The following is a 25,724-nucleotide window of genomic DNA, read 5'->3' as shown; positions in this document are numbered from 1 at the left end:
GTGCCACGGGCCGGATGGTTAAAGCGCTGTGACCTCTAACCTTTTAATTGAATCAACTGCGGGGGATTTCGCCTTTGACGTCCTTCATCACACCCGAAAAATCGAGCCCGGCGAGCCCCCGGTCAGCGAGTGACTGGTAGATGCTTTCTGCGTGCTCGCCGAGGCGTATCTCCGCACCGGCCGAGCGCGCGGCGTCGGCGGCCAGGTGCAGGTCCTTGAGCATCATCGCGACGGCAAAGCCGGGGGCATAGTCGCGGTTCGCAGGAGATGAGGGCACCGGACCAGGCGCGGGGCAATAGCTGGTCATGGACCAGCACTGACCGGAGGAGACCGACGAAATCCTGAAGAACGTCTCCGCGTCGAGGCCGAGCTTTTCGGCAAGGTTGAAGGCCTCGCAGGTGCCAATCATCGAGATGCCGAGCAGCATGTTGTTGGCGATCTTGGCGGCCTGCCCGTTCCCGGCGCCGCCGGCATGGAAGATGTTCTTGCCCATGCCTTTCAGGATCGGTTCCGCCTTTTCGAACGCCTTGGCCGTGCCGCCCGCCATGAAGGTGAGCGTGCCAGCCTCGGCGGCGGCAACCCCGCCCGAGACCGGCGCATCGACCATGATGAAGCCCGAGAGGTCCGCCTGCACGTGGGCTTCGCGCGCATCCGTAACGGCGATGGTGGAACAATCGATCAGGAGCGTGCCGCGGGGGGCGTGGTCCTTCACGCCGTCCGGTCCGAAATGGACGCTAAGGACGTGCTTGCCGGCCGGCAACATCGAGACAACGACTTCGGCATCCTTGACCGCATCGGCGACGGACGCCGCCGCGCGCGCGCCCTTTGCGGCGACAGCCTTGACCGCATCCGCATTGAGATCGAAGGCCGCAAGGGTGTGACCCGCCTTGACGAGGTTGGCGCACATGCCGCCGCCCATGTTACCCAGGCCGATGAAGGCGATCTTCGTCATTTACTTGTCCTCGAACTTCGCAGCGCGCTTGTCGCTGAACGCCGCCATGCCTTCTTTCTGGTCGGCAGTGCCGAACAGGCCCTGGAAGAGTCGGCGCTCGAACTTGACACCTTCCGTGGTCGGAAGTTCCAGTGCACGACCAACCATCTCCTTCGCTGCCATCAAGGACGGAATGGAGAAGGCCGCTATTTCGTTTGCAGCGGCCATGGCGGCGTCCATCAGCGTGTCATGCGGCACGACGCGAGAGACAAGACCGATCCGGTCGGCTTCGGCGCCGTCGATCATGCGGCCAGAGAGCACCATGTCCATGGCCTTTGCCTTGCCAACAGCCTTGGTGAGGCGAATAGAGCCGCCCATGCCGGGGGTGACGCCAAGCTTGATCTCCGGCTGGCCGAACTTCGCCTTCTCGGACGCAATGATCAGGTCGCACATCATTGCGAGTTCGCAGCCGCCGCCGAGGGCGAAGCCGTTGACCGCCGCGATGACCGGCTTGCGACACGCAGCGAAGCGGTCCCAGCCGGCGAAGTAGTCCTCGACATACATGTCGGAGAAGGATTGCGGCTGCATCTCCTTGATGTCGGCGCCAGCGGCGAAGGCGCGCCCTGCCCCGGTCAGGACGCTGACGGCAATGTCCTTGTTACGGTCGATGGCGGCAAAGCAATCGACGACTTCACGCATGATCTCCGCATTGAGGGCGTTCAGACTGTCCGGCCGGTTCAGCGTGACAACGGCTACGCGGCCCTTTTGTTCGAAGGTGATGGTCTTGTATTGGGACATGAAGAAAGCCTGTTGTGAGTGTTCATACATGCCGGCGCCGAGCCCGGCGTCAGCTTGGAGCCGGTGGCGGCCCCGGCGGCGGAAGATAGTCGAGACCGCTGGTGCCCTCGAGCGGCGTGCCTGCAACGACAGCCTCGTAGACACCTGCCCCGACAGGGGAAAGACCGATCACGCGGACAAGGAGCGTGACGGCAATCAGTACACCAATCGCCCAGAACCAGGCCGGATGCGGACGGCCGAGCACGCGCCAGTCGCGCAAGATGCCGAAGACCGGGAAGACAATCGCTATGAGTCCGGCGATCTCAAAAGCATAGGGCGGGAGAAGCGGCATAGGTAGCAGACGACCGAATCCCGGGCCCATCAGAAGCATGAACGAGCCGACCTGCAAACGCGCGTGCCAGTCAGGCCGGTGGCGCAACATGACCGCCGCGCCGAGCAGCCCCATCGCCGCCACAAGACTGAGGGGATTGGCAACGATGAAATGCTGCGGCTGGAAGAAGAAAGGCGTTCGACCGCTTTGAACGGCCGCGACCGTGACCCAAGTTCCAAAAATCAGGAGCCCGATCGCCCAAACGCAGGCGAGCTTTCCGAGTTGCTGGTGCAGCTTCATGTTGCCGGCTCCGGCAAGCCAGGCCTGCATCATCACGATGTCCACCCATCCCATGAATACGAAGGCGTGTGCATGCACGATCAACGGCGCATTGAAACTCGACCTGCCGGCCGCCAATTGGACGACGAACCCGGACACGAGAATGACGGCCATGACCGTGACAAGGTTGCGGATGAAAACACGGTCACCTGTTGCTGGCGACCCGATGGACAAGTCAGACATCAAACCCTCCCCGGCTTGAAAACGAGACCGCCTAGCAAGTATCGCAGGCTTCGGCCCCCGACAAGCGCAGGGGCCTGGCCGTTGCCTGCGATCTCACCCCATCGTCGGGATGACGAAGGCCTGGTCGCCGACGTCGCCGTCCGGCCAGCGCTGGGTGACCGTCTTGATCTTGGTCCAGAACTTGATGCCTTCCGGGCCGTGCTGGTTGGTGTCGCCGAAGGCAGAGCGTTTCCACCCGCCGAAGGTATGGTAGGCGACCGGTACCGGGATCGGCACGTTGATACCAACCATGCCGACATTGACCTGCGCGGCGAACTCGCGCGCGGCGCGGCCGTTCGACGTGAAGATGGCGCAGCCGTTTCCATACTGATGGTTCGTGGCAAGGGCCGCAGCCTCTTCAAGCGACTCGGCGCGAACGACCTGCAGGACGGGACCGAAGATCTCTTCCTGATAGGAGCGCATGCCGGGCTTCACATTGTCAAAGAGCGAAGGGCCCACGAAGAAGCCGTTCTCGTGGCCCTGCAGCGTGTGGCCACGGCCGTCGAGCAGGAGTTTGGCGCCTTCATCGACGCCCATCTGGATGTAGTTTTCGATCTTCGCCTTGTGCTGGGCGGAGACGACGGGGCCGTAGTGCGCGTCTTTGTCGGTCGAGATGCCAACCTTGAGGCCGCGCGCAGCATCAATCATGCGCGCCACGAATTCGTCGCCGGTCTTCTTGCCGACCGTGACCGCCACAGGCAGCGCCATGCAGCGCTCGCCGGCCGACCCGTAAGCCGCGCCAACGATGTCTTTGACGGCCTGGTCCATGTCGGCGTCCGGCATGATGATGCCGTGGTTCTTCGCGCCGCCCATCGCCTGCACGCGTTTGCCGTTCGCGGCGCCGGTCGAATAGACATATTGTGCGATGTCGGACGATCCGACGAAGCTGACCGCCTTGATGTCCGAATGCTTGAGGATGGCGTCGACGGCAACCTTGTCGCCGTTGACAACGTTGAGCACGCCGGCCGGCGCACCGGCTTCGAGCATGAGCTCGGCGAGCCGCATCGGCACGGAGGGGTCTTTCTCGGACGGTTTCAGAATGAAGGTGTTGCCGCAGGCAATCGCAACGGCGGCCATCCAGCACGGGATCATGGCGGGGAAGTTGAACGGCGTGATGCCGGCACAGACACCGAGCGCCTGACGCATGGAGAAAACGTCGATGCCAGGGCCGGCGCCTTCGGTGTATTCGCCTTTGAGCAAGTGCGGCACGCCGCAGGCAAACTCGACCACGTCGAGGCCACGCTGCACATCGCCTTTGGAGTCTGCGATCACCTTGCCATGCTCGGACGACAGGAGGTGGGCGAGCTCATTCATGTTGGCTTCGACGAGGCGCTTGAACTCGAACATGACGCGCGCGCGGCGCTGCGGGTTGGTGGCGGCCCAGGCAGGAAGTGCGGCCCGGGCGGCTGCAACCGCGGCGTCCAGCTCGGCTTCGGTGGCCAGCGCCACGCGGGCCTGAACCTCTCCGGTATTGGGATTGTAGATGTCGCCGAACCGGCCGGATTGGCCCGAAACGACCTTGCCGCCGATGAAATGGTGCACTTCACGCATCGCGTGTCTCCCTTTTGCCCTCGAATTTTGACGGCAACCTATAGAGCGCGTAAGTCCAAATAAACGGACAATATCGCAGCCAGTGGCTGCAAATTTGCAGGTAGATCGATTTGAACTGGGACGACCTGAAACTGCTGCTCGAGGTCAGCCGCCATCCGCGCCTGGCCGATGTCGCCGCCCGGACGGGGCTGGATGCCACCACAATCAGCCGGCGCTTGCGCAGACTCGAAGCCGATCTGGGCCTCGATCTGTTCGAGCGCACGGCCAAGGGGCACCTGCTGACCCCCAACGGCCAGACCGTCGCGTCGAGGGCCGAGGCACTGGAACACGCCGCCGCCGAGGTCGCGGCCGTGTCCGAACCTGGCGGACCGCAGGCCACGGGGCGGGTCCGCATCGGCGTGCCCGAAGGTCTGGGCAATCAGCTGATCGCGCCGGCCATCGCCGACTTCGCGACCCGTCATTCCCGTCTGGGTCTCGACCTGATCGCCCTGTCCGGCTTCGTCAGCGTGCCCAAGCGCGAGGCCGACATGTCCATCCTGCTGACGCGCCCGAAAGCAGGGCGGCTGAAAGTGCGCAAGCTGTCCGACTATTCACTGCACCTCTATGCTGCACCGAAATACCTGAACGCGCACGGGGCGATCACGGATGTCACCGATCTGGCTGGCCATTCGCTGATCGGGTATGTCGACGACCTGATCTACTCCTCCCAGCTGCGCTACCATGAGGAGATCATGGCTGGTCTGTCGCTGCGCTTCTGCAGTCCCTCGATTGTCGCGCAATGGCAGATGACACGGGCGGGCGCCGGGATAGCGGTACTGCCTCATTTCATGGCCGCAGCTGATCCGGAGCTTGTGCAGGTTCTGCCCGATGCCGTCCGGATCGAGCGGGCGCTGTGGCTGGCGATCCATGAAGACGTCCACACCCTTGCCCGGGTCCGGGCGACCAGTGAATTCCTGATCGATCTGTTCGAAGCCTCACCTGGCAAGCTTCTCGGAGAGCAAGCGTCCAAACCTCCGCTCAAGGGCCGGTAAACCGGATCGTTCCGTCCTTCAGTCCCTGGCGCACGATTTCTGCGCCGCCGGATTTCATCATCCACTCCAGACGGTGGTCCCGGTACTGACGCTTGAACAGGCCCGCCTTCACGGCCTGATCAACCTGCGCCATGCCTGACATCGACGCTTCAGACTCGGCGCGAGTTTGCCGGACGCTTCCGCGCGCGTTGGCGCGGGCGGCCCAGGCTGAAAGCGCGCTGCCCGCTTCCGGCGCAATGCCAAAGCCCGCCGCTCCGTTCAGGAAGGGCATGACACTCAGATCGCCCCAACCAAAGTCCGCGCCATTGAACCAGTCTGCCTTGCCGAGCCACGCTTCAAGCATCGCAAAAAAGGCGGCCGCCTGGGTCCGGGCGCAGGATTCAATCTGAGCCTTCAAGTCACCTTCTGCGCGCTTGAAGAAGTTGAGCTCTCCGAGCCCCCAGGTGATCGCCTCGAACTGGGTGTCCATGATGTCTTCGATCATCCGGACGCGGGCTTTGCCGGCCGGCGTGGACGGCAGCATGGGCGGCGATGGCCAGACCTCCTCAATATATTCGAGGATGATCGTGCTGTCGAAAATGGATGTGTCGCCATGCACAAGCGCAGGCACCTCGCCGCGCGGATTGGCCTTAGCGAATCCGGAGCCGGTGACGCCCGTGCCAATGCCCTCGGGCAAGCGCGCCTCGAAAGGCACACCCTTTTCGCGCAGGGCGATTTTGACTTTCTGCGCATAGGGCGACAGCGGATGTTCGTAGAGAACGAGGTCGGTCATGGCTTGGCCTCTGAAGAACCGTAAGGACCTTCACACTGCCATGAACGCCCCGGCGCACAAGATGTGACGCCGGGTGGCCCGTCCGCCACGTCAAGGCTCAGGCGGTCGCGGGTTTGCGGGTGAACACGGTCTGTGCCTGGCAGAATTCGAGCACGCCTTCGGGGCCGCCCTCGACGCCGATACCGGACTGCTTGAAGCCGCCGAAGGCCGCGTGCGGGCTGAGGTGTTGGCTCTCGTTGATCCACACCGTGCCCGCCTGAAGGCGCGTTGCGATATCCTGCGCGCGTTCGATGTCGCTGGTCCAGATCGAGGCGCCGAGACCGTATTCACTGTCATTGGCGCGACCGACGACCTCATCGAGGTTGTCGAACTTCAGGAGCGGCAGGACCGGGCCGAATTGCTCTTCCTGCACGATGCGGGCATTTTCCGGCGGGTTGTCGAGGATGGTGATCGGTACGAAGTAGCCGGGCACTTTGGCCTCGTCCCCGCCAATCAGGAACTTGTAGCCATTGTCCTTGGCGTCCTGGATCAGTTCCAGAACACGCTTGTATTGGGCCGAATTCTGGATCGGGCCGATCTGGGTGCCCTGTTCGGCGCCGTCACCGACTTTCACCGTGGCGGCGTATTCCACAATGGCCGCCTTCAATGGTTCGTACACGTCCTTGTGGATGTACATACGTTTGGTGGCGATACAGATCTGCCCGGTGTTGCGGAACGCGGCCCAGAAGAGATCTTCTGCGACCTTTTTCACATCGACATCCGGCATCACGATGGCCGGGTCATTGCCGCCCAGTTCCAGCGTCACGCGCTTCAGGGAGTGAGCGGCGCTCTCCATCACTTTCTTGCCGGTCTGGGTGGAGCCGGTGAAACTGACCTTGTCGATGCCCGGATGGGCCGTCAGCCAGGGCCCGAGGCGATCGGATCCCGAAACGACGTTCAGCACGCCGTCCGGCAGGACGCCGCGCAGCAGCTCTCCAATACGCAGCGTGGTCAGCGGAGTCGTCGGCGCGGGTTTCAGGACAACCGTGTTGCCGGCCAGCAGGGCGGGCCCCAGCTTGAAGGCAGCGAGAATAATCGGGAAGTTCCAGGGCACGATGGCAGCGACGACGCCGATGGGCCCGTAGCGGGTGACGGCATGGCGTTCTGCCGAGTCTTCAGAGACATGCTCGGGAATTTCGTGCTTGGCCGATTCCATGAGCCAGAAAGCGCCGCCGCCGACATCGCCTTCGGCGTCCGGATGCGGTTTGCCCTGCTCCCGCGTCAGCAGGCGCGACAGCTCGGGCAAGTTCTGCATGATGACGCCGGCCATGGCGTTGAGCAGTTCACGTCGCTTTGCAATCGGGGTGGCTTTCCAGGCCGGGAATGCCGCACGGGCTGACGCAACGGCAGCATCGAGTTCGGCCTTCGAACAATCAGGGGCCTGCGCAAAGACCTGTCCGGTCGCTGGGTTCTCGACCCCGAACGTTTCGCCGCCAGCAACGGCCTTGCCGTTGATCGTCATTGTATAGGTCTGATTTGCCATTGTGTTCACTCCCGAGTTTTTTTGGTCCCGATAAGGTATGGCACAAGAGTTCGGAGCCCTCTACAGGCCCGTTTGGCTGATCAAGACCCGGAGGTGGACGAGTGGACCGCGGGGCAACCACGTACTTTCCCTGATTGCCCGGTTTCTTGCGCCGGGCGGTACTCGACCCGATGCTGTGACATGGGAGAGTCGCCGTGGACGGAAGCTTCGGAATCACAACCAGCGAGGCCGGTGAGGCATTCCAGCGCGCGGTCGATACCTTTCTCGACACAGCCCTGACCGACGAATTGCGGGCAGCGGGCCGTGCGACAACCGGCTTGAAGTCCGCCCCTTGGGCCTGCGCAGCCTGGCGAGAAAAACTGCATGCGCAGGGCTGGTACGCCCAATCCTGGCCGGTCGAACATGGCGGTGCGGGCTGGAGCACGGAGCAGCGGCTCTATTTCGAGAATGCTTGCGCGATGCGCGACGCACCATTGCTGCAATCGTCCGGAATTCGCACGATCGGCCCACTGATCATTGCGGAAGGCACGCCTGAACAGAAAGCCCGTTACCTGCCCGCCATTCTGAACGGGCAGCACGAGTGGTGCCAGGGCTTTTCCGAGCCGCAAGCCGGATCGGACCTCTCCGCCCTGTCGCTGCGCGCTGAACGTGATGGCGACGACTTCATTCTTAGCGGCAGCAAGATCTGGACAAGCTTCGCCCAGTACGCAACGCACATGTTCCTGCTCGCCCGCTGCGAGGCAGGCAGCACAGGCGGCGACGGGCTCGTCTTCCTGCTGATCGAGATGGACCGCCCCGGTATCACCGTGAACCCGATCCGGTTCATCGATGGCGACCACGAAACCAACGAGGTCTTCTTCGACCGTGTACGCACACCGGCTGCTGACCGCGTTGGCAACATTGGAGCGGGCTGGAAGACAGCGAAGCGGTTAATGGCCATTGCGCGGTCGAACAACACGACCACCGGCATGTTGCGCCGGGCCTTTCGCGCTGCCGAGCGCGGGTACAGGGACTCCGGGTATGCCGATCCGGCCTTGCAGGCACGCCTTGCCGAACTCGACTTGCGGATCGACATGTTCGAAGCGCTGGAGGTCCACGCGGGTGCCGGACGTATCCGGATCGACGAGGCGCCTGCCACATCTGTGCTCAAGGTGCTCGCAACCGAACTGCACCAGGCGATCACAGAAATCGGCATCGAACTGGCACCAAACAGCGACTTTGCACTGGCGAAATATTTCGCGACCCGGGCCGCCACGATCTACTCCGGAACCAGCGAAGTCCATCGCAACATCATCGCCCGGGCAATCGGTTGCCCCTAGCGACTGGAGGTCGGGCTCTGCCCTCACGAAATAGGGCTTGCTTGCCTTTGCGTTATATACCGATCAATCGGAATTCACGGCAGTGGAATCACCGGGAACCCGGGGTCCGGAAACTGACCGCAGGGAGGAAAAGGCCGGCAATCCCTTTGCCGGACGCGACCAATGGACGGTGATACGCAACTGCTTGATGACCGCCAATTGACGCTTCCGCAGCGGGCCCGGCGCCTGTTGCAGTCGCAGCAGTCCCGGCGCTGGCTGGCTGCCGGGGCTGTGTTGTTGTTTGTGCTTCTGGCAACGCATTTCGTGATGGACCGCGCCGCTTATGTGACGACTGCGGACGCGCGCGTCGCCTCCGAAATGATCGCTGTCTCTACCGACATATCCGGCCGGATCACACGCGTGGCGGTCAGCGAAGGCGACCGCGTGGCCGAAGGCGACGTTCTCTATACGATCGACGACCGAGAAGCCGAATTCACGCTGGCGGAGTACGAGGCGGAGGCCGCGCGGCTACGCGCCGAAATCGCCCGTGAAGAGGCCCGCGCAGGTCTCTCCGCATCCAAGGCCGGCAGCCAGGTCGCTGCCCGCCAGGCAGGTACGCGCTCGGCATCGGCATCAGTCGAAGCCGCCCGGTCCAATCTCGAAACGGCGCAGCAGGAACACGACCGGACCAAGAACCTGCTGGATCAGGGCCGGATTCCGAAGAGCACCTATGATCAGGCAAAGAACGCGCTGGAGACCGCGCAGCAAGCTTTGCTGAGGGCACAGGCCGAACGCGAAACCGCCGCAGCCGAGCAACGCACGGCGAGCATCACAGGCGAAGAAGTGCGGCTGATCGATTATGACCTGACCGTGCTGAAGGCTGAGCTGGAACAGGCCGAAGCGCGCGTCGAGGCGCAGAAGGTGGTGGTGGAACAGCATACGATCCGCGCGCCCGTCGGCGGTGTCATAGACGAACTCTTCTATGATCCCGGCGAGCATTCGCTGCGCGGCTTCCGGATGGCGCTGATGCACGATCCGGCAAATGTCTGGATCACGGCCAACATCAAGGAAACCGACATCCGCAATATCCATCCGGGTGCGAGCGTGCTCGTGATAGCGGACAGTAATCCGGGAAATACCCTGAAAGGGCATGTGACGGGTATCCGCGAGACGACATTGTCGGAAGCGGCCATGATGCCGAACCCGAATGCCAATGGCGTGTTCACGAAGATCACCCAGAGGATCAAGGTCCGGATTGATCTCGACTCGACGGTTGTCCACCTGAGGGCTGGCACGATGGTGCGTGTACGGATCCGCAAGTCCGAACGCTCGCCGGCGAAGACTTGACCAGCGCGGCAGGCATGTCGCTACCTGCCGGCTCGCCACCTGCACGGGCGAGCGTTGAGATTCCTGAAGATGCCGGTGCCGCGATCCGCGAGCGTTTTGCGCAGTTCGGGGCAAACTATCGCTGGTTCCTCCTGTTGACGATGCTGATGGGGTCCATGTCGACCCTGTTGGCGGCAACGACCGTGAACGTGGCCCTGCCCGCCATCATTGGGGCATTCGGCCTGGGCCAGGATCAGGCACAATGGATGTCGACTGCTTTCCTGGCCTCCTCAACGCTGGCCATGCTGGCGAATGCCTGGGCCATGACCAACTTTGGCCCGCGCGCTACCTATGTGTTCGGAATGGCATCGTTCATTCTGGGGTCGTTGCTGGGCGCCGTCAGCAATACCCTCGAGCTGCTCATCCTGTCCCGCGCCATGCAGGGCGTGTCGGCGGGCCTGCTGCAGCCGATGTCGATGTTCCTGATCTTCAAGACCTTTCCGGACCGCCAACGCGGCACCGCGATGGGATTGTTCTCCATTGGCGTGGTTCTGGCGCCAGCCTTTGGACCTGCGCTGGGCGGAATTGCGGTCGACGTCGCCAGCTGGCGGCTTGTTTTCGTGGCCACATTGCCTCTCGCGATACTCGCGCTGATGGTGTCTCCGTTCCTGATGCCTTCCGGCGACCGGGCCGGTGCAAGGAAGCAGCCGCTCGACTGGCAGGGCTTGATCCTGCTGGCAGTGGCATTGGTGGGTTTGCTGTCCGCCTTCGCAAACGCCAACCGGGACGGATGGGATTCGGACAAGACCCTGATCCGGATCGCCGTTTCGACATTGGCGGGCATCGTGTTTTTCTTCTGGGAACGGCGTCATCCTTTCCCCGCGCTCAATCCGGCGATCTTCAAGTACCGGCAGTTCTGGGCGTTCAGCATAGTGATCGTGGCGACCGGCACTGCGATCTATGGGTCGACCTATCTTATCCCGCTGTTTGTGCAGCTTGTTCAGGGGTATTCTCCCACGGCGGCCGGCGTGATGATGATCCCCGCCGGCCTCGCCATGGTGGTCGGTTTTCCGATTGCTGGCCGGCTGACCGACCAGATCGACCCGCGTTGGCTCCTCGGTTTCGGCACGTTCAGCTTTGCTGCCTCTGCGTTCCTGCTTTCCGGCGTCACGGCGCTGACCCCCTATTGGGTGCTGGTCAGCTGGATCGTTCTCAGCCGGGTCGGCATCAGTTTCAGCATGTCGCCGGCGAACACCACGGCCGTCCGCGCCGTGCCACAGCACCTGCTTGCCTCGGCGACCGGCGGCGTCTCATTCCTGATGCAGGCGGGCGGCGCATTCGGCGTGAACCTGCTGGCCGTGCTGCTGCAGCGGCGCATGCTGTTTCATGGCGAGCATCTGGTTTCGGAAATGAACGAAGCGAACTCGGAGTTCCTGTACCAGCACGCGCTGCAGGCGCAGGCACTGGAGACGACCGGAATGCCCCAGCTGACGGCGTTCACAAGCGCTTTCCAAAACATAAGCCAGCAGATTGCCTCCGAAGCGACCGAGCTGGCCTTCCGCGACTGTTTCTACGTGATCATGCTCTGGTTCGTATTGGTGTTTTCGGCTGTTTTCCTGATGCCGAGGCCCAAGCTGAGGTAAATGACAGCCCTTTAAAAGGCCCTCGCCGCTGCACCGCCGGATGCAGTGCCTGCCCTTGCGCCATGTGTTCCTTTCCCCCGCGTTCTGTGCATGATCTTCCCAAAATCAGTTGAATGGAATTGGGGAGAGAGATGCATTACGCCGAGCTCAAGAAGGCCCGCGAAGAATTGACCGGACCGGGCGGCGCATTCGAAATCGAAGTCGCCGACGTGCTGGGTCACCGCCTCCTGAACTACAAGAACGCCCCGCCGAGTGTCCGGGAATTCTGGCTGTCCACCGTCCAGTTCGCGGAACGGCCTTATCTGGTCTATGGCGACGAACGGCTCACCTATGCCGACTCCCACAAGCAAGTGAACGCCGTTGCCGCGTGGCTTGTGAGCCAGGGCGTGAAGCCGGGTGACCGCGTGGCCATCGCCATGCGCAACTATCCCGAATGGATGCTGATCTACTGGGCCTGCGTGTCGATCGGCGTGGCTGTGGTTGGCATGAACGCCTGGTGGACACCCGAGGAAATGACTTACGCGCTGAACGACTCGGCGCCGAAAGTCATGTTCCTGGATGCCGAGCGCCTTGAGCGGTTCCGCGAATGCACGGATCTGGCTGGAAAGCTGAAGCTGGTAGGCGTGCGCATTCCGGATGCTGGCCCGGATGTCACGTCGTGGAGCGACGTCATCGCACAGGGCGGCGACATGCCGGATGTGAAGGTCGATCCCGACTCCGACGCCTGCATTTTCTACACTTCCGGAACGACAGGATTCCCCAAGGGAGCTCAGCTGACCCATCGCGGATGTGTGGCGAACCTGATGAACATGATGTTTGCAGGTGCTTCCACGGCGCTCGCCATGGAGCGTGCCACCGGATTGGTGCCGCCCGCGACTCCCCCGATTCCTGTGACCTTGATCACCACGCCGCTGTTCCACGTGACGGCCAACAATTGCGGAGCCTACGCGGCAACGGCCGCAGGCGGCACGCTGGTGCTGATGTATCGCTGGGATGCCGGCGAAGCGCTCCGGATGATCGAGCGCGAGCGGGTCACCGGCATGAGCGGCGTGCCCGTGATGGCGCGCGAACTGATCAACCATCCGGACTTCGCCAAGACGGACACGTCGAGCCTGACCGCGCTGGCGGGCGGCGGGGCACAAGTGCCGCCGGATCTTGTGCTCAAGATCGAAGCCCAGGTGGCCACTGCCCGGCCGAGCACCGGCTATGGCATGACCGAAACCTGCGGGATCATCACGTCGGTTTCCGGCGACTTCTTCGTGGACAAACCGGACACCGCCGGCCCTTACATGCCGAACTTTGAAGCCAAGTGCGTCGATGACGATGGCAACACCGTTCCGCCCGGCCAGGTGGGTGAGCTTTGGGTCAAAGGCTCATCCGTCATCAAGGGATACATCAACCGTCCGGAAGCAACGGCGGCGTCGATCACCGACGGCTGGCTGCACACCGGTGACGTCGCCAGGATCGACGAGAACGGCTTCATCTTCATCGTTGACCGCAAAAAGGACATGGTGCTGCGCGGCGGCGAGAATGTTTACTGCGCCGAGGTCGAAGCCACGATCTATCGGCATGTCGCCGTTGCTGAATGCTGCGTGTTCGGTGTGGCGGACGAGCGTCTCGGAGAAGAAGTCGGCGCGGCAGTGGTGCTGAAACCGGGCAAACGTGTGAGCGATTCAGAGCTGCGCGAACATTGCGCGGTGATCATGGCGAAGCACAAAGTCCCTCGCTATATCTGGTTCCTCGATGAGGCCTTGCCTCGCAATGCCAGCGGCAAATTCCTCAAGCGCGAACTGCGTGACCGTTTGAGCCCCAAAGTCGAATCTGCCTGACCCCAGACGGCCGTAGAAATGTCTACGGCCCCTGAACTTCATCCATGCGCACTTCGACGCGAAGGCTTTCGATGCCGCCACCCTTGTAGATGGTGCCCGAAGTCGGCGTGGCGTCCACATAGTTGCGCCCGCACGCCACGCGGATGTGATCCTGATTGGCGGCGCAGCCATTGGTGGGGTCAAAGCCGCGCCAGCCGACATAAGGCAGATAGACTTCCGCCCAGGCGTGCGACGCATCCGACTGGATCTTGTTGGTGTAGTTGGCGCCCGTGTAGATGTAGCCCATCCGGTAACGCGCAGGCAGGCTGAGCAACCGCGTGAGGCAGATGAACAGGTTGGCAAAGTCCTGACAGACCCCGCGCCGGTTGGTGTAGACCTCGAACGGCGTCGTGCTGATCTGGGTGCTACCCGGCACGTACTGGAAGTCCTTGTAGATACTGAGATTGATATCGTTGATCGTGCGGAGCAGATGATAATCGTTCCGCTCGACAAAACTCATCGCGTAATTGGTCAGCTCTCGAAGTTGGCTCTCCGGAAGTTCCGGCGGCAGAAGGTAAGGCAGCATCATCTGGCGCTGCCAGGGCATCCAGATTAGCGGGATCGACGTCTGGCGCAACGCAATGCCGTGATCGTCCGGCGGGGACTGGTAGATCTTCACCCGGCTGGTCGCCGTGACTGACAGGTCCTGGTAGGGCGTTGTAATCTCACAATGGACCGATTGGTTGCCGAACACGTCCTCATACTGAATTTCTTCAGCAGCCGAGGACAGGGTCAACTTCGAATGCACAACTTCCTGGATCAGATCGTCCGTCGGGATCAGGCGAAAGAGGTGCGTGCTGCGTTCGACGGGTTCTGAATACTGGTAGTGCGTGGTGTGGGTCACATCGAACAGGCGGTAGGAAAGGCTGCGCCCTTCAACCGTCTGGGTGATCGCGCGGGTGCTCGTCACGAACTCCTGGATCACCGGAGCGATCGACACGGCTTGCGCCTGCCCCTGGGCAGCCTGCGTCTGATGCATCAGCGAGCCGGCGGTGCCGCCTGCGGGCCGTATGACCGTGTCCGGCTGAACGGCCCAGACGGCGCCGCCGGCGCTGCTGTTCCAGGTGACCACGCCGCGATTGGCGAGGATCAGCTGGCCCGGCTGCATCTCGATCCAGTCGCCGGTGTCGAACCGGGTGGAGGTGACGACCAGCGCCGTGCGGAAGGCATCGCGCGGGTCATCGACGGCAACCCGGATTGCCTCTGAATCGAGGACGTGGAGGTTGTTGGGTGGTCGGAGGCGCGAATAGTAGAGCTTCTTGGGTGAGCGCGATCCATGGAAGCAGCAGACGGTCTGCCCGTCGCTGAGGTACATATCCGAACTGCCGAGCTGGTCGAAACGCTGGAACCAGGACAGGATTTCATTGGGGTCAACCTGAGCCAGCTTGCGGGCGCCGTGGGCCTGCATGTGGGCGAGCAGGTTGCAGAAAGCGAGCTCCGAATCGGTGCCGCCGACCGGCTCGAGCAGGCGGACGTCGCCTTCGAAGATCTGCGTCAGCGCCTGTTTGTCGAGGTCGCCATTGTGCATGAACAGCCAGTCGGAACCCGCAAAGCTGCGGGTGAACGGCTGTGTGTCGGCCTGATTGTACCCCTGATCAGCGCCGCGGACTTTGCAGAAGAAGACGTGCGACCGGAAGTTCGACCAGTCCGTGAGACTATCGGTGAACACCTGCGTGCCGCGGGCCGCCGGGTCCTTGATCACCATCGCAGACGACTGGTTTCCCGGATACCAGCCAAGTCCCCAGCCATGCGTGTGACTGCCTGACAGATTTTTAGCCAGATTGATGTTGATGGAGGGCGAACTCGGTGAGTCGAAGTTGATCAGCAGGATATCGCTGTTCAGTGTAGGTATCTGGAACACTATGACTCTTTCTGCTTCTCAACCCACCGTTCGGCGGACGAATTTTGGCTTACTGTTACCCGGCCCGGTCCCCCGCAGCCCCCGAGCTCCACGATCCGCGCCAAAAGGAACACTCCGTATGAGCATAACCGTCGCGCTCAACCATGTAACCTCATACACGTACAATCGGCCCGCGTCGCTGGGAACACAGACAATCCGCCTGCGACCCGCACCGCATGTGCGAAACGCCATCCAATCCTACAGCCTGCAGGTACTACCGAAAAACCAGTTCATAAACTGGCAGCAAGATCCGTTCGGCAATTTCCTCGCCCGTGTTGTCTTTCCGGAAAACGTCAAACAATTCCGGGTCGAGGTGGACCTTGTTACCGAGATCCGGGTTTTCAATCCATTCGACTTCTTTCTGGAACCCTATGCGGAGACATTTCCGTTTACCTACGAGGCAGCGCTGCGCGAAGAATTGGCACCGTATCTGGAGGTCAAGGAACGCGGCGGCGGGCTGACAGACTGGCTGGAGAGCCTGGACCGGACACCCACCGGAATCATCAATTTCCTCGTTGCAGTGAACCAGAAGCTGAACCAGTCGCTAGGCTACACCGTGCGTCTGGAACCAGGTATCCAGACCTGTGAAGACACACTTTCGATCGGCACGGGATCGTGCCGGGACATGGCGTGGTTCCTCTGCCAGGCGCTGCGTCATCTGGGACTGGCGACGCGGTTTGCATCCGGCTACCTGATCCAGTTGGCGCAAGACATGAAGTCGCTGGATGGACCGTCAGGAACGGACGTCGATTTCACCGACCTGCATGCGTGGACAGAAGTCTATCTGCCAGGCGCCGGCTGGATAGGTCTCGATCCGACCTCGGGCCTTTTCGCCGGTGAGGGCCATATCCCGCTTTGCTGCACACCCAATCCCTCCAGCGCCGCGCCCATATCGGGCACGCTGGAAGGTGGCGTGGAAGCAGTACTGCATCACGAGATGTCGGTCCGGCGCATCTTTGAGGCGCCCCGGGTGACCAAGCCTTATTCCGAGGCGCAATGGGCCGAAATCGATGCACTGGGGGCGCAGGTCGATACCGCACTCGCCAAATCCGATGTGCGCCTGACCATGGGCGGCGAGCCGACATTCGTGTCAATCGACGAGCGGGAGGACAATGCCTGGCACTACGGCGCGCTCGGCGGTGAAAAGAAGGTTCTGGCCAAGGATTTGCTCTATCGGTTGAGCGGCCGGTTCGCGACGGGCGCACTGCACATGTTCACGCAGGGCAAGTGGTATCCGGGCGAAATCCTTCCGCGTTGGGCAATGCAATGTTTCTGGCGCGCGGACGGCGTGGCAATGTGGAACGATCCCGCCCTACTGGCCGACCCGGATGCAGATCTGGGCCACACACTCGATACTGCGAAAAATTTCCTCAGCACACTGAGCTCGACATTGGGCATCCCGGACTCCTATGTGCTGCCTGCCCGGGAGGACACGCCTTACTATCTGTGGAAGGATCGCCGGCTCCCCATCGCGGGAGACATTCTGGAAGCTGATGTCTTTGAGCGCACCGAACGCGAGCGTTTGCAGGCGCTGATGGACAAGAACCTGAACGCGCCCGTCGGCTTTGTCCTTCCGCTGCATTTTTCTCATCCTCGGCAGCGGTGGATCAGCAACGCCTGGGCCTTCAAAAGTGGGCACCTCATCCTGCTCACCGGCGATTCGCCCATCGGCCTGCGCCTGCCGTTGAGCAGCCTGCCCTCGCCCGACGAAGCCAAAGACGAGCTGATACCTGAACGCAGCGCGCTGAGCATGCGGTCCAAATTGCCCAGCGCTTCCGCGCTCAAGAAATCGATCAAAGCTGCCAGTGCGTTGGACGATGCGAATTTCCGTGACGATCCGAACGGTCTGATCCGCAGCGCGATCTGCGCCGAAGTTCGCGGCGGAACCTTGCATCTGTTCCTGCCGCCCGTCGTGTGGGCAGAACATTTCCTGATGCTGATCCAGGCCATCGAAACCGTGGCGCGCCAGATCGGCATTCCGGTTGTGCTTGAAGGCTACACGCCCGCACGCGATCCACGCATCGTGAACCTCAGCGTCACGCCGGATCCGGGCGTGATCGAAGTCAACGTTCAACCGGCCGAAGACTGGGTGGATCTAAAAACCATTGCCCAGACGGTCTATGATGAAGCGCGACAGGCGCGGCTATCGGCCGAAAAGTTCATGCTGGATGGGCGACGCACGGGCACCGGCGGCGGCAATCATATCGTGCTCGGAGCAATGCAGCCGGAGGACAGCCCTTTCTTGCGGCGCCCCGACCTGCTGCGCTCGATGATCACATTCTGGCAGAACCACCCGTCACTGTCCTACCTGTTCGCCGGTACCCATATCGGGCCGACAAGCCAGGCACCGCGCATCGACGAAGCGCGCCACGATTCCCTTTATGAACTCGAGATTGCGTTCCAGCAGGTGCCTGAATCGAGCGACACGCCGGCCTGGGTGGTCGACCGACTGTTCCGCAACCTTCTCGTCGACCTGACAGGCAACACGCACCGCGCAGAATTCTGCATTGACAAGCTCTACAGCCCCGACAGTGAACGCGGCCGGCTGGGTTTGCTGGAAATGCGGGGATTCGAAATGCCGCCGCATCCGCAGATGAGCCTGGTCCAGAGCCTGCTGCTGCGCGCCTGCATCGTCTGGTTCTGGAAGACGCCGTACAAAGGACAACTCGTTCGCTGGAGCACACAGTTGCACGACAAGTTCATGCTGCCACATTTCGTGCGCGAAGACCTGCACGCTGTGCTCGACAGCCTGCGTCATGCCGGGTTCGATTTCGCGCCCGCCTGGTTCGAGCCCTTCTTTGCGTTCCGCTTCCCGGAATGCGGGCAGGCACAGATCGGCGAGACCACGCTGGTGCTTCGCAATGCGCTCGAACCCTGGCCGGTGATGGGCGAAGAACCTTCAGGCGGCGGCGTCAGTCGATCGGTTGATGCGACCGTCGAACGGATGGAGCTGACCGTGACGGGACTGGTTCCCGGACGGCACCAGATCACCTGCAACGGACGCGCCTTGCCGCTGGCGCCGACGCGCGACGAAGGCAAGTTCGTGTCCGGCATCCGGTTCAAGGCCTGGTCACAGCCCTCGAGCCTGCACCCGCGCCTGAAACCTCAGGCCCCTCTCGTCGTCGATGTGATCGACCTGCTGAACGAGAAGTCACTGGGCGGGTTCACCTATCATGTGGCGCATCCCGGCGGCCGCAGCTTCGAGACCTATCCAGTCAACGAAAATGAAGCCGAAGGCCGACGGATGTCGCGGTTTGCCGCTATGGGTCACACACCGGGCAAGGTTACCGCAGCGCCGTTCGAGTTAAACCACGACTTTCCGCATACGCTCGATTTGCGATTCGGCGCCAAGACGCCTTCGTGATCAAGTCAGCGGAACGCGTTGCCTGATTTCACGCCGAAGAGCTTGAAGATCATCGCCGCAGGGCAAAAGCCCGTGAAAGCCGCCTGCAGCATGTTCGCGCCGGCGAAAGCGGTCAGCAGGAACCAGTAGGGCGATACAAAATAGCCAAGCGAGAGGCTGACGAGAACAACGCAGCCTGCGAAGGCGAGAACAGCACGATCAAGGTTCATTTGGAAGCTCCTGAGGATTCAATTGGCTTTGGACGTAACTTTGAGCGAGGTCTGTATCCAGTTGTCGAGGGCCGCGCCGGTTTTCGCGCCAGCCTCGTGCGCCACGACGCGCCCGCCCTTGCGCGCAATAAGCGTGGGCACGCCCCGGATCTGGAGAAGGCCGGCGGCAGCCTGGTTGGTGTCCGTGTTCAGTTTGAAAAAGCGAACGTCGGCGCTGAACCTGGCTGCGGCCGCTTCGAAGTGAGGCGCCATCATCCGGCAGGGACCGCACCAAGGCGCCCAGACATCCAGCACATACGCGCCTGTATCCTTCGCCTGCAGAGCCGCGAACTGTTCCGAGTTCACGTCAACAGGTGCCGGCGTGGCCAGCGGTTTGCTGCACCGGCCGCATTTGGCTGCAGTCAGTGATTTGCCCGCGCTCACACGGTTGGTCGCGCCGCATGCGACGCAATAAATCATTTGTTCATTGGCAGACATATCCGGAAGCCTTTCGGGTTCAACTTGCCTTTATCTTGTTGGTCTTGATCAGGCCGAGCACGGCATTCTCGTAGAACGTTTCTGACTTCCCGGACTTCACCTTCCCGAGGAAGTATTTTTCGAAACCAACCTTGGCGGTGTGGACCCAGCCGCCTGCACCGGACCAGTTCACATTGCGCGGCGGAATCTGGGGCTGCGCCACGAAGGCAACGCCCTTGTCGCCGAAGTCAGCCAGGCAGATCGCGTTCCAGGTGGCTTGGTGCGTCGGCGCTTCGCCGCGCACGATCTGGCCGAGATTGCTGGCTGTCGCCGTCACCATCGATTCGATCATGAAACCGGTCTTGGGGACGCCGACTGGCACCGGCGTTTTGCCGACGGGCGGAATGGCGATGCAGACACCGAGCCCGAAGATGTCCGGGTACTTCGGATTACGTTGGTGCTTGTCGACCAGGATAAATCCACGTGGATTGGTCAAACCTTCGACGCCGTAGACAGCGCCGACGCCGCGGAAGGCCGGCAGCATCATAGAGAATTTCATCGGCAGTTCGTGAACCTGTTTCACGCTGCCATCCTCATTGACCTCTTCGACGGTCATCTTTCCGGCTTCAGCTTTCAGCACGCGCGCGTTGGTGATCCACTTGATGTGGCGCTCACGCATTTCACTTTCGAGCAGGCTTTTTGTGTCGCCGACACCATCAAGGCCCAGATGGCCAATATACGGCTCCGATGTCACATAGGTCATCGGGACCTGGTCACGGATCTTGCGCTTGCGCAGCTCGGTTTCGATGATCATCAGTGTTTCGTAGGCCGGGCCGTAGCACGAGGCGCCCTGGACCGCTCCGACAATGATCGGCCCGGGATCTTTGCAAAACTCTTCAAACTTGGTGTTGGCCTGTGTCGCATGATCGATATGGCACACGGACTGTGTATGGCCGTTGGGGCCCAGTCCATCAATCTCGTCGAAGGCCAGTTCCGGCCCGGTTGCGATCACCAGGTAGTCATACGAAACGGTAGATCCATCCGCGAGCAGTACGGTTTTCTGTTCGGGCTGAACCTTCGACGCTTTTCCGACGATCATCGCGATCTTGCGCTTCTTCATAGGTCCTTCGAGATCGACGACGATGTCCTCGCGGTCACGCCAGCCCACCAGAACCCACGGATTTGATGGCAGAAACTGGTAAAAGCTGTTCTCGTTGATCACGACGACGTCGTCTTCACGCCGCACCGCCTTGCGGATTTCGTAGGCCGCCAGCACGCCGCCGAGCCCGGCACCGAGTACCACGATCTTTGCCATTTCGTTTTCTCCCTTGCTGTTCCATAGGGTCTGGTATTTTAGAATTTTATAATATACGTATGCTTACGGATGTCGGAATTGTCAAATCCGGACGATTGCAGGGGCATGCAGCCGTCGCCGGATGATGGAGTGAATATGAGAACCCAGTCACCTTCCCCGCAACCTGAGGCGGGCGCCCGCCAAATGCGCGGCTCCGGACTCCTGTTGGCGTTTCTGATCGCGTTTCCAGGGATCGCCGCGGCCCAAACCCTGAAAGTGGAGGAGTCAATTGTTGTCGACTACCGCCCCGTCATTGCGCGGATTGAGGCGGGCGACACGGCGACTGCTCGCTCGCGCCTGCAGGGCGTCGTCACCCAGCTCAATGCCGTCGAAGGGCAGATCGTCAAGGCAGGCGACGTGATAGCCGTCGTTACCGACGACACGATTGCTCCGCAGTTGTCATCGCTGAGCTCACGGATCGATGGACTTAACTCCCAGGTGAAGCAGATGGAAAACGACATCGCTCGGAACGAGGGCCTGCTCGCACAAGGCTTTTACCCGCGCGTTCGGCTGGATGAAGAAAAAACCAATTTCGAGGTAATGAAGCGCAGCCTCGCGTCTGCCGAAGCTGAACGGCGCGCTTTGAGCGCCCGGCAGTCCGAGGGACGCATCCTTGCGCCCGCAAACGCCCACGTGACAGATGTCAAGGTCGTCCGGGGATCGGTTGTCTCGCCCGGAGACGTGCTGGCCACGTTTGCCACCGTTGACGGCGTCGTCCGGCTCGCGCTGCCCGAACGCCATGCGCCGAACATCAGGGAAGGTGGGCTGATCACGCTCCGTTTGCCAGCGCGATCCGACGAAGTGCGCACAGCGACCATCATCAAGATCTATCCCGAGCTACGGCAAGGATCCGTCATAGCCGACGCGAAAGTCGAAGGCGGCCTGACGGCGCTGTTCGGTGAGCGCGTGGACGTTCTGGCGCCGGTGGGCGAACGCCGGGCCATCCGGATTCCCAAGGACTATGTTTCGACGCGGTTCGGTGTCGATTTTGTCCGCGTGAAGGTCGGAGAACGCTTCATCGACGCGCCCGTAGCCCTCGCCGCGCCGCTGGTCGACACAACGGGTCAGTATGAGATCCTGTCGGGGCTCAAACCCGGCGACGAGATCGAAAAGCCGGAACCCCGCCCGTGAAGACCGACCTTTCCGGCGGGATCACGCGTTCCACGATCCGTTCACCGATCACACCGCTGTTGCTCCTCGCCGCGTTGGCAGTCGGCCTGATCGCACTCCTTACGATTCCGCGCGAGGAGGAGCCCCAGATCTCCGTACCGATGGTCGACATCATGGTGTCGTCCCCGGGACTGCAAGCGCCCGATGCGGTGGAGCAGGTCACCAAGCCGCTCGAAAGTATCCTGATGGCCATCCCGGATGTGGAGCATGTCTACTCCCAGACGCGAGACGACGGCGCACTCGTTACCGCCCGGTTCAAGGTTGGCACCGATGCAGACAACGCGATCCTTCGCGTGCATGAGAAGATACGCGCCAATCTGGATTCCATTCCATATGACGTGCCGATGCCGCTCGTGGTCGGGCGCGGAATCAACGACGTCCCGATTGTCACGCTGACGCTGTCGCCGGATGAAGCAACCGGCGATGTGTGGAACGACACAACGCTGCGTATGCTGGCTGACGAACTGCGCAATGAACTGACGAAGGTCAAAGATGTTGGCCTTACAGAAGTAATTGGAGGCCGGCCGCTCGAATTGCGGGTTGAGCCGGATATCCAGGCCCTGTCGGCGCAGGGTGTTTCCCTTCAGACACTGGTGCAGAGCATTCAGGGCGCAGCGGCGGCCACGCCCTCAGGCCGGGCGCATCAGGATGGCGAATCCCTGATCGTGCAGGCCGGTAACCGCGTGAACGCCGTGCACGAACTGGAACGGCTTCAGATCCGGGGGGCTGGCGGCCGGGTCGTGTATGTGGGCGACGTTGCGACCGTGAAAGTCGCCGGCGCCGATTCCGACATGCGCGTCTGGACAATGCAACCCAATGCAAGCGACGGATTCGCGGCGCGCCCCGCTGTGACCGTCACCGTCGCCAAACGGCCCGGGGCGAATGCTGTGGTTGTCTCCAGCGCCGTTCTTGAGCGTTTGCAGACCTTGAAAGGCCCATTGATTCCGGAAGGCATTGATGTCGAGGTGACACGCGACTATGGCGCAACGGCCAATCACAAGGCCAATGAGCTGCTGTTCCATCTGGGACTCGCGACGGTTTCCATTGTCGTCCTGATTGCATTCAGCATCGGATGGCGGGAGGCCCTGGTCACCCTGATCGTCATTCCCACGACGATCCTGCTGACGTTGTTTGCTTCGCTGATGATGGGCTACACGATCAACCGCGTCAGCCTGTTCGCGTTGATTTTTTCCATCGGCATCCTGGTCGATGATGCCATCGTGATCATTGAGAATATTTCTCGTCATTGGGCGATGAATGACGGTCGCAGCCGGACCGAAGCTGCCATCCAGGCGGTGTCGGAGGTCGGCAATCCAACCATCATTGCGACGTTGACAGTGATCGCGGCCTTGCTGCCCATGATGTTCGTTTCCGGACTTATGGGACCGTATATGGCCCCCATTCCGGCGAACGCGTCTGCGGCTATGATGTTCTCCTTCTTCGTTGCGGTCGGTATTGCGCCATGGCTGATGATGAAGATCGTCAGCGGAGCTGGCGCAACAGCGCACATCAACGCGCATGGCGGAGAAACACGCCTCAGCGGCTTCTACCGCCGGGTGGCAGCGCCCGTCGTGGAGTCGAAACGCAATGCCTGGATCTTCCTGATCGCGGTGGGAATTGCCACATTGTTGTCGCTGCTGCTGTTCGTCACGCGCGCGGTGCCGGTGAAACTGCTGCCCTTCGACAACAAGTCCGAAGTACAGGTAATTGTCGATCTTCCTGAAGGCGCCGCCCTTGAAGACACCGAACGGGCCCTGTTCGCGCTGGCAGATGCTATCCGCCCAGTTGAGGAAGTGATTACCCTGCAGGCCTATGCCGGCACCGCTGCGCCGTTCAACTTCAATGGCCTGGTGCGTCACTACTTCCTGCGTTCGAGCCCTGAGCTCGGCGACCTTCAGGTCAACCTCTCGGAAAAAACGGAACGCAAGCGCGCAAGCCATCAGATCGCGCTCGACATTCGCGCCCGGCTCGCCGCCGTTCCTCTGCCGGAAGGCGCACGCGTGAAAGTCGTGGAAGTCCCGCCCGGTCCGCCTGTGATCTCTACGCTGATGGCAGAAATCTACGGCCCGTCTCCCGAAGCGCGACGGAAGACGGCGAGCATCATCGAACAGATGTTCAATGAGACCGACTTCATCGTTGACGTCGATAACTCTCTCGGCGATGCCGCGCCGAGGCTGGCCTTTGACATCGATGAGCCCAGCGCGGCCGATGCCGGCGTGCTGCAGCAGGATATTCTGGATACGATTTCTCTTGCCTTCGAGGGACGGACCGCAGGCGTATCCCCACGCGGTGAGGGCCGCGATCCCCTTAATATCCGCGTTTACCTGCCACGATCGGAACGCAGCTGGACACAGCAAATTGCGGCGACGCCCGTCCCTCGGCGGCTGGCCGGAACGGATGTTGTGCCGATTGAACTGGGAGCTTTGGTCGAAACGCATGAAGACACAGGCTCCCTCTCCATATTCCGCCGCGACGGACACTTCGCAGATATGGTGATGGGCGAACTGGCCGGCCGGTTCGAAGCGCCGATTTACGGCATGTTCGAAATCGAATCGCGCATCAAGGTCTATGACTGGGCCAGCCAAGGACTCGCCCAGCCTGTGATCAGCATGTACGGCCAACCTGAAGACGAGACCCATACGACCCTGCTGTGGGACGGCGAATGGGAAGTGACCTATGTGACGTTCCGGGACATGGGGCTGGCCTTCGGCGTTGCCTTGATCGGGATTTACATCCTTGTGGTCGCACAGTTCGGGACGTTCCGCGTACCGCTGATCATCCTGACGCCTGTGCCGCTGACACTGATCGGCATCATGATCGGCCACTGGCTGTTCGGCGCTGCGTTCACGGCAACGTCGATGATCGGGTTCATTGCATTGGCGGGCATCATCGTGCGCAACTCGATCCTGCTCGTGGACTTCGTGCGCCACCGGACGGACGATCACACGCCGCTGAAGGAGGTACTGCTTGATGCGGGCGCGATCAGGTTCAAACCGATCCTCTTGACCGCTCTGGCGGCCATGATCGGCGCCGCGGTGATCCTGTCCGATCCAATCTTCCAGGGCCTTGCGATTTCGCTGCTGTTCGGTCTGGCCTCATCAACGGCGCTGACTGTACTGGTCATTCCGGCGATCTATATCGCCTTGAGAGGGCCGGAATGGACACCCGCAAACGCGTCGCCTACCCCGGCACAGAATGATGCGACTCAGTCTGCAGAAGGGACCACGCATGGCACATCCCAAGCTTAAGAAGGCGGAAGCCCTTCAGCGCGTGACCTACCGCGCCCAGGAAGCGGCCGACACTCTGAAGGCGATGGCGAGTGAAACGCGGCTGATGATCCTTTGTGCGCTGAGCGACGAAGAGCGCCCTGTCAACCAGCTGGCTGAACTGACCGGCCAATCGCAGTCTGCCGTGTCACAGCACCTGGCAAAGCTGCGGGCGGCGGGTCTGGTCGAAAGCCGCCGCGATGGTCAGACGATCTTCTACCGCTGCAAGCCCGGCATCGGGCACTTGCTGATCGACACGCTCTGCAGCTTCTACGGTCGCCCCGGACACTAACTGCCGCGCCGCAATCCACACCATAGTGCTCGCTCGCCCGTGCGCCGGCCGAGTTGCCATGAGCCCGAAACTTAACTAGGAGGGCTCTCCCCCATCTGTCGC

19 protein-coding genes are annotated in these 25,724 nt (G+C 61.7%); 9 read left to right on the top strand and 10 right to left on the bottom strand.

The window, feature by feature from the left end; genetic code table 11:
• Positions 1-52: 52 nt before the first annotated feature.
• The 4 genes from mmsB to GC148_RS03545 form a co-directional block, all read right to left on the bottom strand.
• A complete protein-coding gene (gene mmsB, locus GC148_RS03560; RefSeq protein WP_291068739.1) occupies positions 53-952 on the bottom strand; it encodes a 3-hydroxyisobutyrate dehydrogenase in 900 nt (299 codons plus the stop codon).
• Positions 953-1,729, bottom strand: coding sequence for an enoyl-CoA hydratase-related protein (locus GC148_RS03555; protein ID WP_291068738.1), 777 nt, complete (start codon positions 1,727-1,729; stop codon positions 953-955).
• 49 nt (positions 1,730-1,778) lie between these two features.
• The gene (locus GC148_RS03550; protein WP_291068736.1) at positions 1,779-2,561 is read right to left on the bottom strand and encodes a hypothetical protein; all 783 of its coding nucleotides are present in this window, start codon (positions 2,559-2,561) and stop codon (positions 1,779-1,781) included.
• A 93-nt stretch (positions 2,562-2,654) separates the two neighbouring features.
• Positions 2,655-4,151 carry a CoA-acylating methylmalonate-semialdehyde dehydrogenase gene (locus GC148_RS03545; protein ID WP_291068735.1) on the bottom strand — a complete coding sequence of 499 codons (1,497 nt, stop codon included), beginning with the start codon at positions 4,149-4,151 and terminating at the stop codon, positions 2,655-2,657.
• 110 nt (positions 4,152-4,261) lie between these two features.
• Between GC148_RS03545 and GC148_RS03540 the strand changes: the two genes are divergently transcribed.
• Positions 4,262-5,182 carry a LysR family transcriptional regulator gene (locus GC148_RS03540; RefSeq protein ID WP_291068734.1) on the top strand — a complete coding sequence of 307 codons (921 nt, stop codon included), beginning with the start codon at positions 4,262-4,264 and terminating at the stop codon, positions 5,180-5,182.
• Here the strand turns inward: GC148_RS03540 and GC148_RS03535 are convergent.
• Positions 5,169-5,954 (bottom strand): glutathione S-transferase family protein, encoded by a 786-nt coding sequence (locus GC148_RS03535; RefSeq protein ID WP_291068733.1) that lies wholly within the window; start codon positions 5,952-5,954, stop codon positions 5,169-5,171. The genes GC148_RS03540 and GC148_RS03535 overlap by 14 nt on opposite strands.
• Positions 5,955-6,051: 97 nt before the next feature.
• On the bottom strand, positions 6,052-7,476 hold the full coding sequence (locus tag GC148_RS03530) for an aldehyde dehydrogenase family protein (protein ID WP_291068731.1): 1,425 nt from the start codon (positions 7,474-7,476) through the stop codon (positions 6,052-6,054).
• Between the two features lie 194 nt (positions 7,477-7,670).
• Between GC148_RS03530 and GC148_RS03525 the strand changes: the two genes are divergently transcribed.
• The 4 genes from GC148_RS03525 to GC148_RS03510 all read left to right on the top strand — a co-directional run bounded on the left by GC148_RS03525 (position 7,671) and on the right by GC148_RS03510 (position 13,572).
• Positions 7,671-8,795 (top strand): acyl-CoA dehydrogenase family protein, encoded by a 1,125-nt coding sequence (locus GC148_RS03525; protein ID WP_291068729.1) that lies wholly within the window; start codon positions 7,671-7,673, stop codon positions 8,793-8,795.
• Between the two features lie 162 nt (positions 8,796-8,957).
• Positions 8,958-10,121: an HlyD family secretion protein gene (locus GC148_RS03520; protein WP_291068727.1), complete on the top strand. Its 1,164-nt coding sequence runs from the start codon at positions 8,958-8,960 to the stop codon at positions 10,119-10,121.
• Positions 10,122-10,135: 14 nt separating this feature from the next.
• A complete protein-coding gene (locus GC148_RS03515) occupies positions 10,136-11,743 on the top strand; it encodes a DHA2 family efflux MFS transporter permease subunit (RefSeq protein ID WP_291068725.1) in 1,608 nt (535 codons plus the stop codon).
• 113 nt (positions 11,744-11,856) lie between these two features.
• Complete coding sequence (locus GC148_RS03510) at positions 11,857-13,572, top strand: class I adenylate-forming enzyme family protein (protein ID WP_291068723.1); 1,716 nt, start codon at positions 11,857-11,859, stop codon at positions 13,570-13,572.
• Between the two features lie 22 nt (positions 13,573-13,594).
• On the opposite strand, the gene GC148_RS03505 is transcribed toward GC148_RS03510, so the two are convergent.
• Positions 13,595-15,472, bottom strand: coding sequence for a class II glutamine amidotransferase (locus GC148_RS03505; RefSeq protein WP_291068721.1), 1,878 nt, complete (start codon positions 15,470-15,472; stop codon positions 13,595-13,597).
• Between the two features lie 118 nt (positions 15,473-15,590).
• Between GC148_RS03505 and GC148_RS03500 the strand changes: the two genes are divergently transcribed.
• Positions 15,591-18,875 (top strand): transglutaminase family protein, encoded by a 3,285-nt coding sequence (locus tag GC148_RS03500; protein WP_291068719.1) that lies wholly within the window; start codon positions 15,591-15,593, stop codon positions 18,873-18,875.
• A gap of 5 nt (positions 18,876-18,880) precedes the next feature.
• Here the strand turns inward: GC148_RS03500 and GC148_RS03495 are convergent, their stop codons facing one another.
• The 3 genes from GC148_RS03495 to GC148_RS03485 are packed head-to-tail and all read right to left on the bottom strand — an operon-like array spanning position 18,881 to position 20,855.
• Positions 18,881-19,084 carry a DUF2892 domain-containing protein gene (locus GC148_RS03495; RefSeq protein ID WP_291068717.1) on the bottom strand — a complete coding sequence of 68 codons (204 nt, stop codon included), beginning with the start codon at positions 19,082-19,084 and terminating at the stop codon, positions 18,881-18,883.
• Positions 19,085-19,102: 18 nt separating this feature from the next.
• Entirely contained in the window at positions 19,103-19,543 is a 441-nt protein-coding gene (locus GC148_RS03490) for a thioredoxin domain-containing protein (RefSeq protein WP_291068715.1), read from the bottom strand.
• Between the two features lie 37 nt (positions 19,544-19,580).
• Positions 19,581-20,855: an FAD/NAD(P)-binding oxidoreductase gene (locus tag GC148_RS03485; protein ID WP_291068713.1), complete on the bottom strand. Its 1,275-nt coding sequence runs from the start codon at positions 20,853-20,855 to the stop codon at positions 19,581-19,583.
• Positions 20,856-21,038: 183 nt separating this feature from the next.
• Here GC148_RS03485 and GC148_RS03480 point away from each other — a divergent pair, with 183 nt between their 5' ends.
• Genes GC148_RS03480 through GC148_RS03470 form a run of 3 tightly spaced genes read left to right on the top strand, consistent with a single transcriptional unit; the run spans position 21,039 to position 25,622 of the window.
• Entirely contained in the window at positions 21,039-22,025 is a 987-nt protein-coding gene (locus GC148_RS03480) for an efflux RND transporter periplasmic adaptor subunit (protein WP_291068711.1), read from the top strand.
• Positions 22,022-25,312, top strand: coding sequence for an efflux RND transporter permease subunit (locus GC148_RS03475; protein WP_291068710.1), 3,291 nt, complete (start codon positions 22,022-22,024; stop codon positions 25,310-25,312). The genes GC148_RS03480 and GC148_RS03475 overlap by 4 nt, the downstream gene beginning before the upstream one ends.
• Positions 25,293-25,622, top strand: coding sequence for a metalloregulator ArsR/SmtB family transcription factor (locus tag GC148_RS03470; protein WP_291068708.1), 330 nt, complete (start codon positions 25,293-25,295; stop codon positions 25,620-25,622). The genes GC148_RS03475 and GC148_RS03470 overlap by 20 nt, the downstream gene beginning before the upstream one ends.
• The last annotated feature ends 102 nt before the right edge of the window (positions 25,623-25,724 follow it).

This window comes from Hyphomonas sp. (genome assembly GCF_016125515.1).
Lineage (GTDB): Bacteria > Pseudomonadota > Alphaproteobacteria > Caulobacterales > Hyphomonadaceae > Hyphomonas.
Note: the sequence above shows the minus strand (reverse complement) of the source record. Positions and strands in the feature narration are given on the sequence as shown.

Coding starts and splice junctions, on each gene's coding strand:
- GC148_RS03550 (WP_291068736.1), bottom strand. CDS start 2,561: ATGTCTGACTTGTCCATCGGGTCGCCAGCAACAGGTGACCGTGTTTTC.
- GC148_RS03470 (WP_291068708.1), top strand. CDS start 25,293: ATGGCACATCCCAAGCTTAAGAAGGCGGAAGCCCTTCAGCGCGTGACC.
- GC148_RS03480 (WP_291068711.1), top strand. CDS start 21,039: ATGCGCGGCTCCGGACTCCTGTTGGCGTTTCTGATCGCGTTTCCAGGG.
- GC148_RS03520 (WP_291068727.1), top strand. CDS start 8,958: ATGGACGGTGATACGCAACTGCTTGATGACCGCCAATTGACGCTTCCG.
- mmsB (WP_291068739.1), bottom strand. CDS start 952: ATGACGAAGATCGCCTTCATCGGCCTGGGTAACATGGGCGGCGGCATG.
- GC148_RS03485 (WP_291068713.1), bottom strand. CDS start 20,855: ATGGCAAAGATCGTGGTACTCGGTGCCGGGCTCGGCGGCGTGCTGGCG.
- GC148_RS03545 (WP_291068735.1), bottom strand. CDS start 4,151: ATGCGTGAAGTGCACCATTTCATCGGCGGCAAGGTCGTTTCGGGCCAA.
- GC148_RS03495 (WP_291068717.1), bottom strand. CDS start 19,084: ATGAACCTTGATCGTGCTGTTCTCGCCTTCGCAGGCTGCGTTGTTCTC.
- GC148_RS03530 (WP_291068731.1), bottom strand. CDS start 7,476: ATGGCAAATCAGACCTATACAATGACGATCAACGGCAAGGCCGTTGCT.
- GC148_RS03535 (WP_291068733.1), bottom strand. CDS start 5,954: ATGACCGACCTCGTTCTCTACGAACATCCGCTGTCGCCCTATGCGCAG.
- GC148_RS03500 (WP_291068719.1), top strand. CDS start 15,591: ATGAGCATAACCGTCGCGCTCAACCATGTAACCTCATACACGTACAAT.
- GC148_RS03515 (WP_291068725.1), top strand. CDS start 10,136: ATGTCGCTACCTGCCGGCTCGCCACCTGCACGGGCGAGCGTTGAGATT.
- GC148_RS03510 (WP_291068723.1), top strand. CDS start 11,857: ATGGAATTGGGGAGAGAGATGCATTACGCCGAGCTCAAGAAGGCCCGC.
- GC148_RS03555 (WP_291068738.1), bottom strand. CDS start 1,729: ATGTCCCAATACAAGACCATCACCTTCGAACAAAAGGGCCGCGTAGCC.
- GC148_RS03490 (WP_291068715.1), bottom strand. CDS start 19,543: ATGATTTATTGCGTCGCATGCGGCGCGACCAACCGTGTGAGCGCGGGC.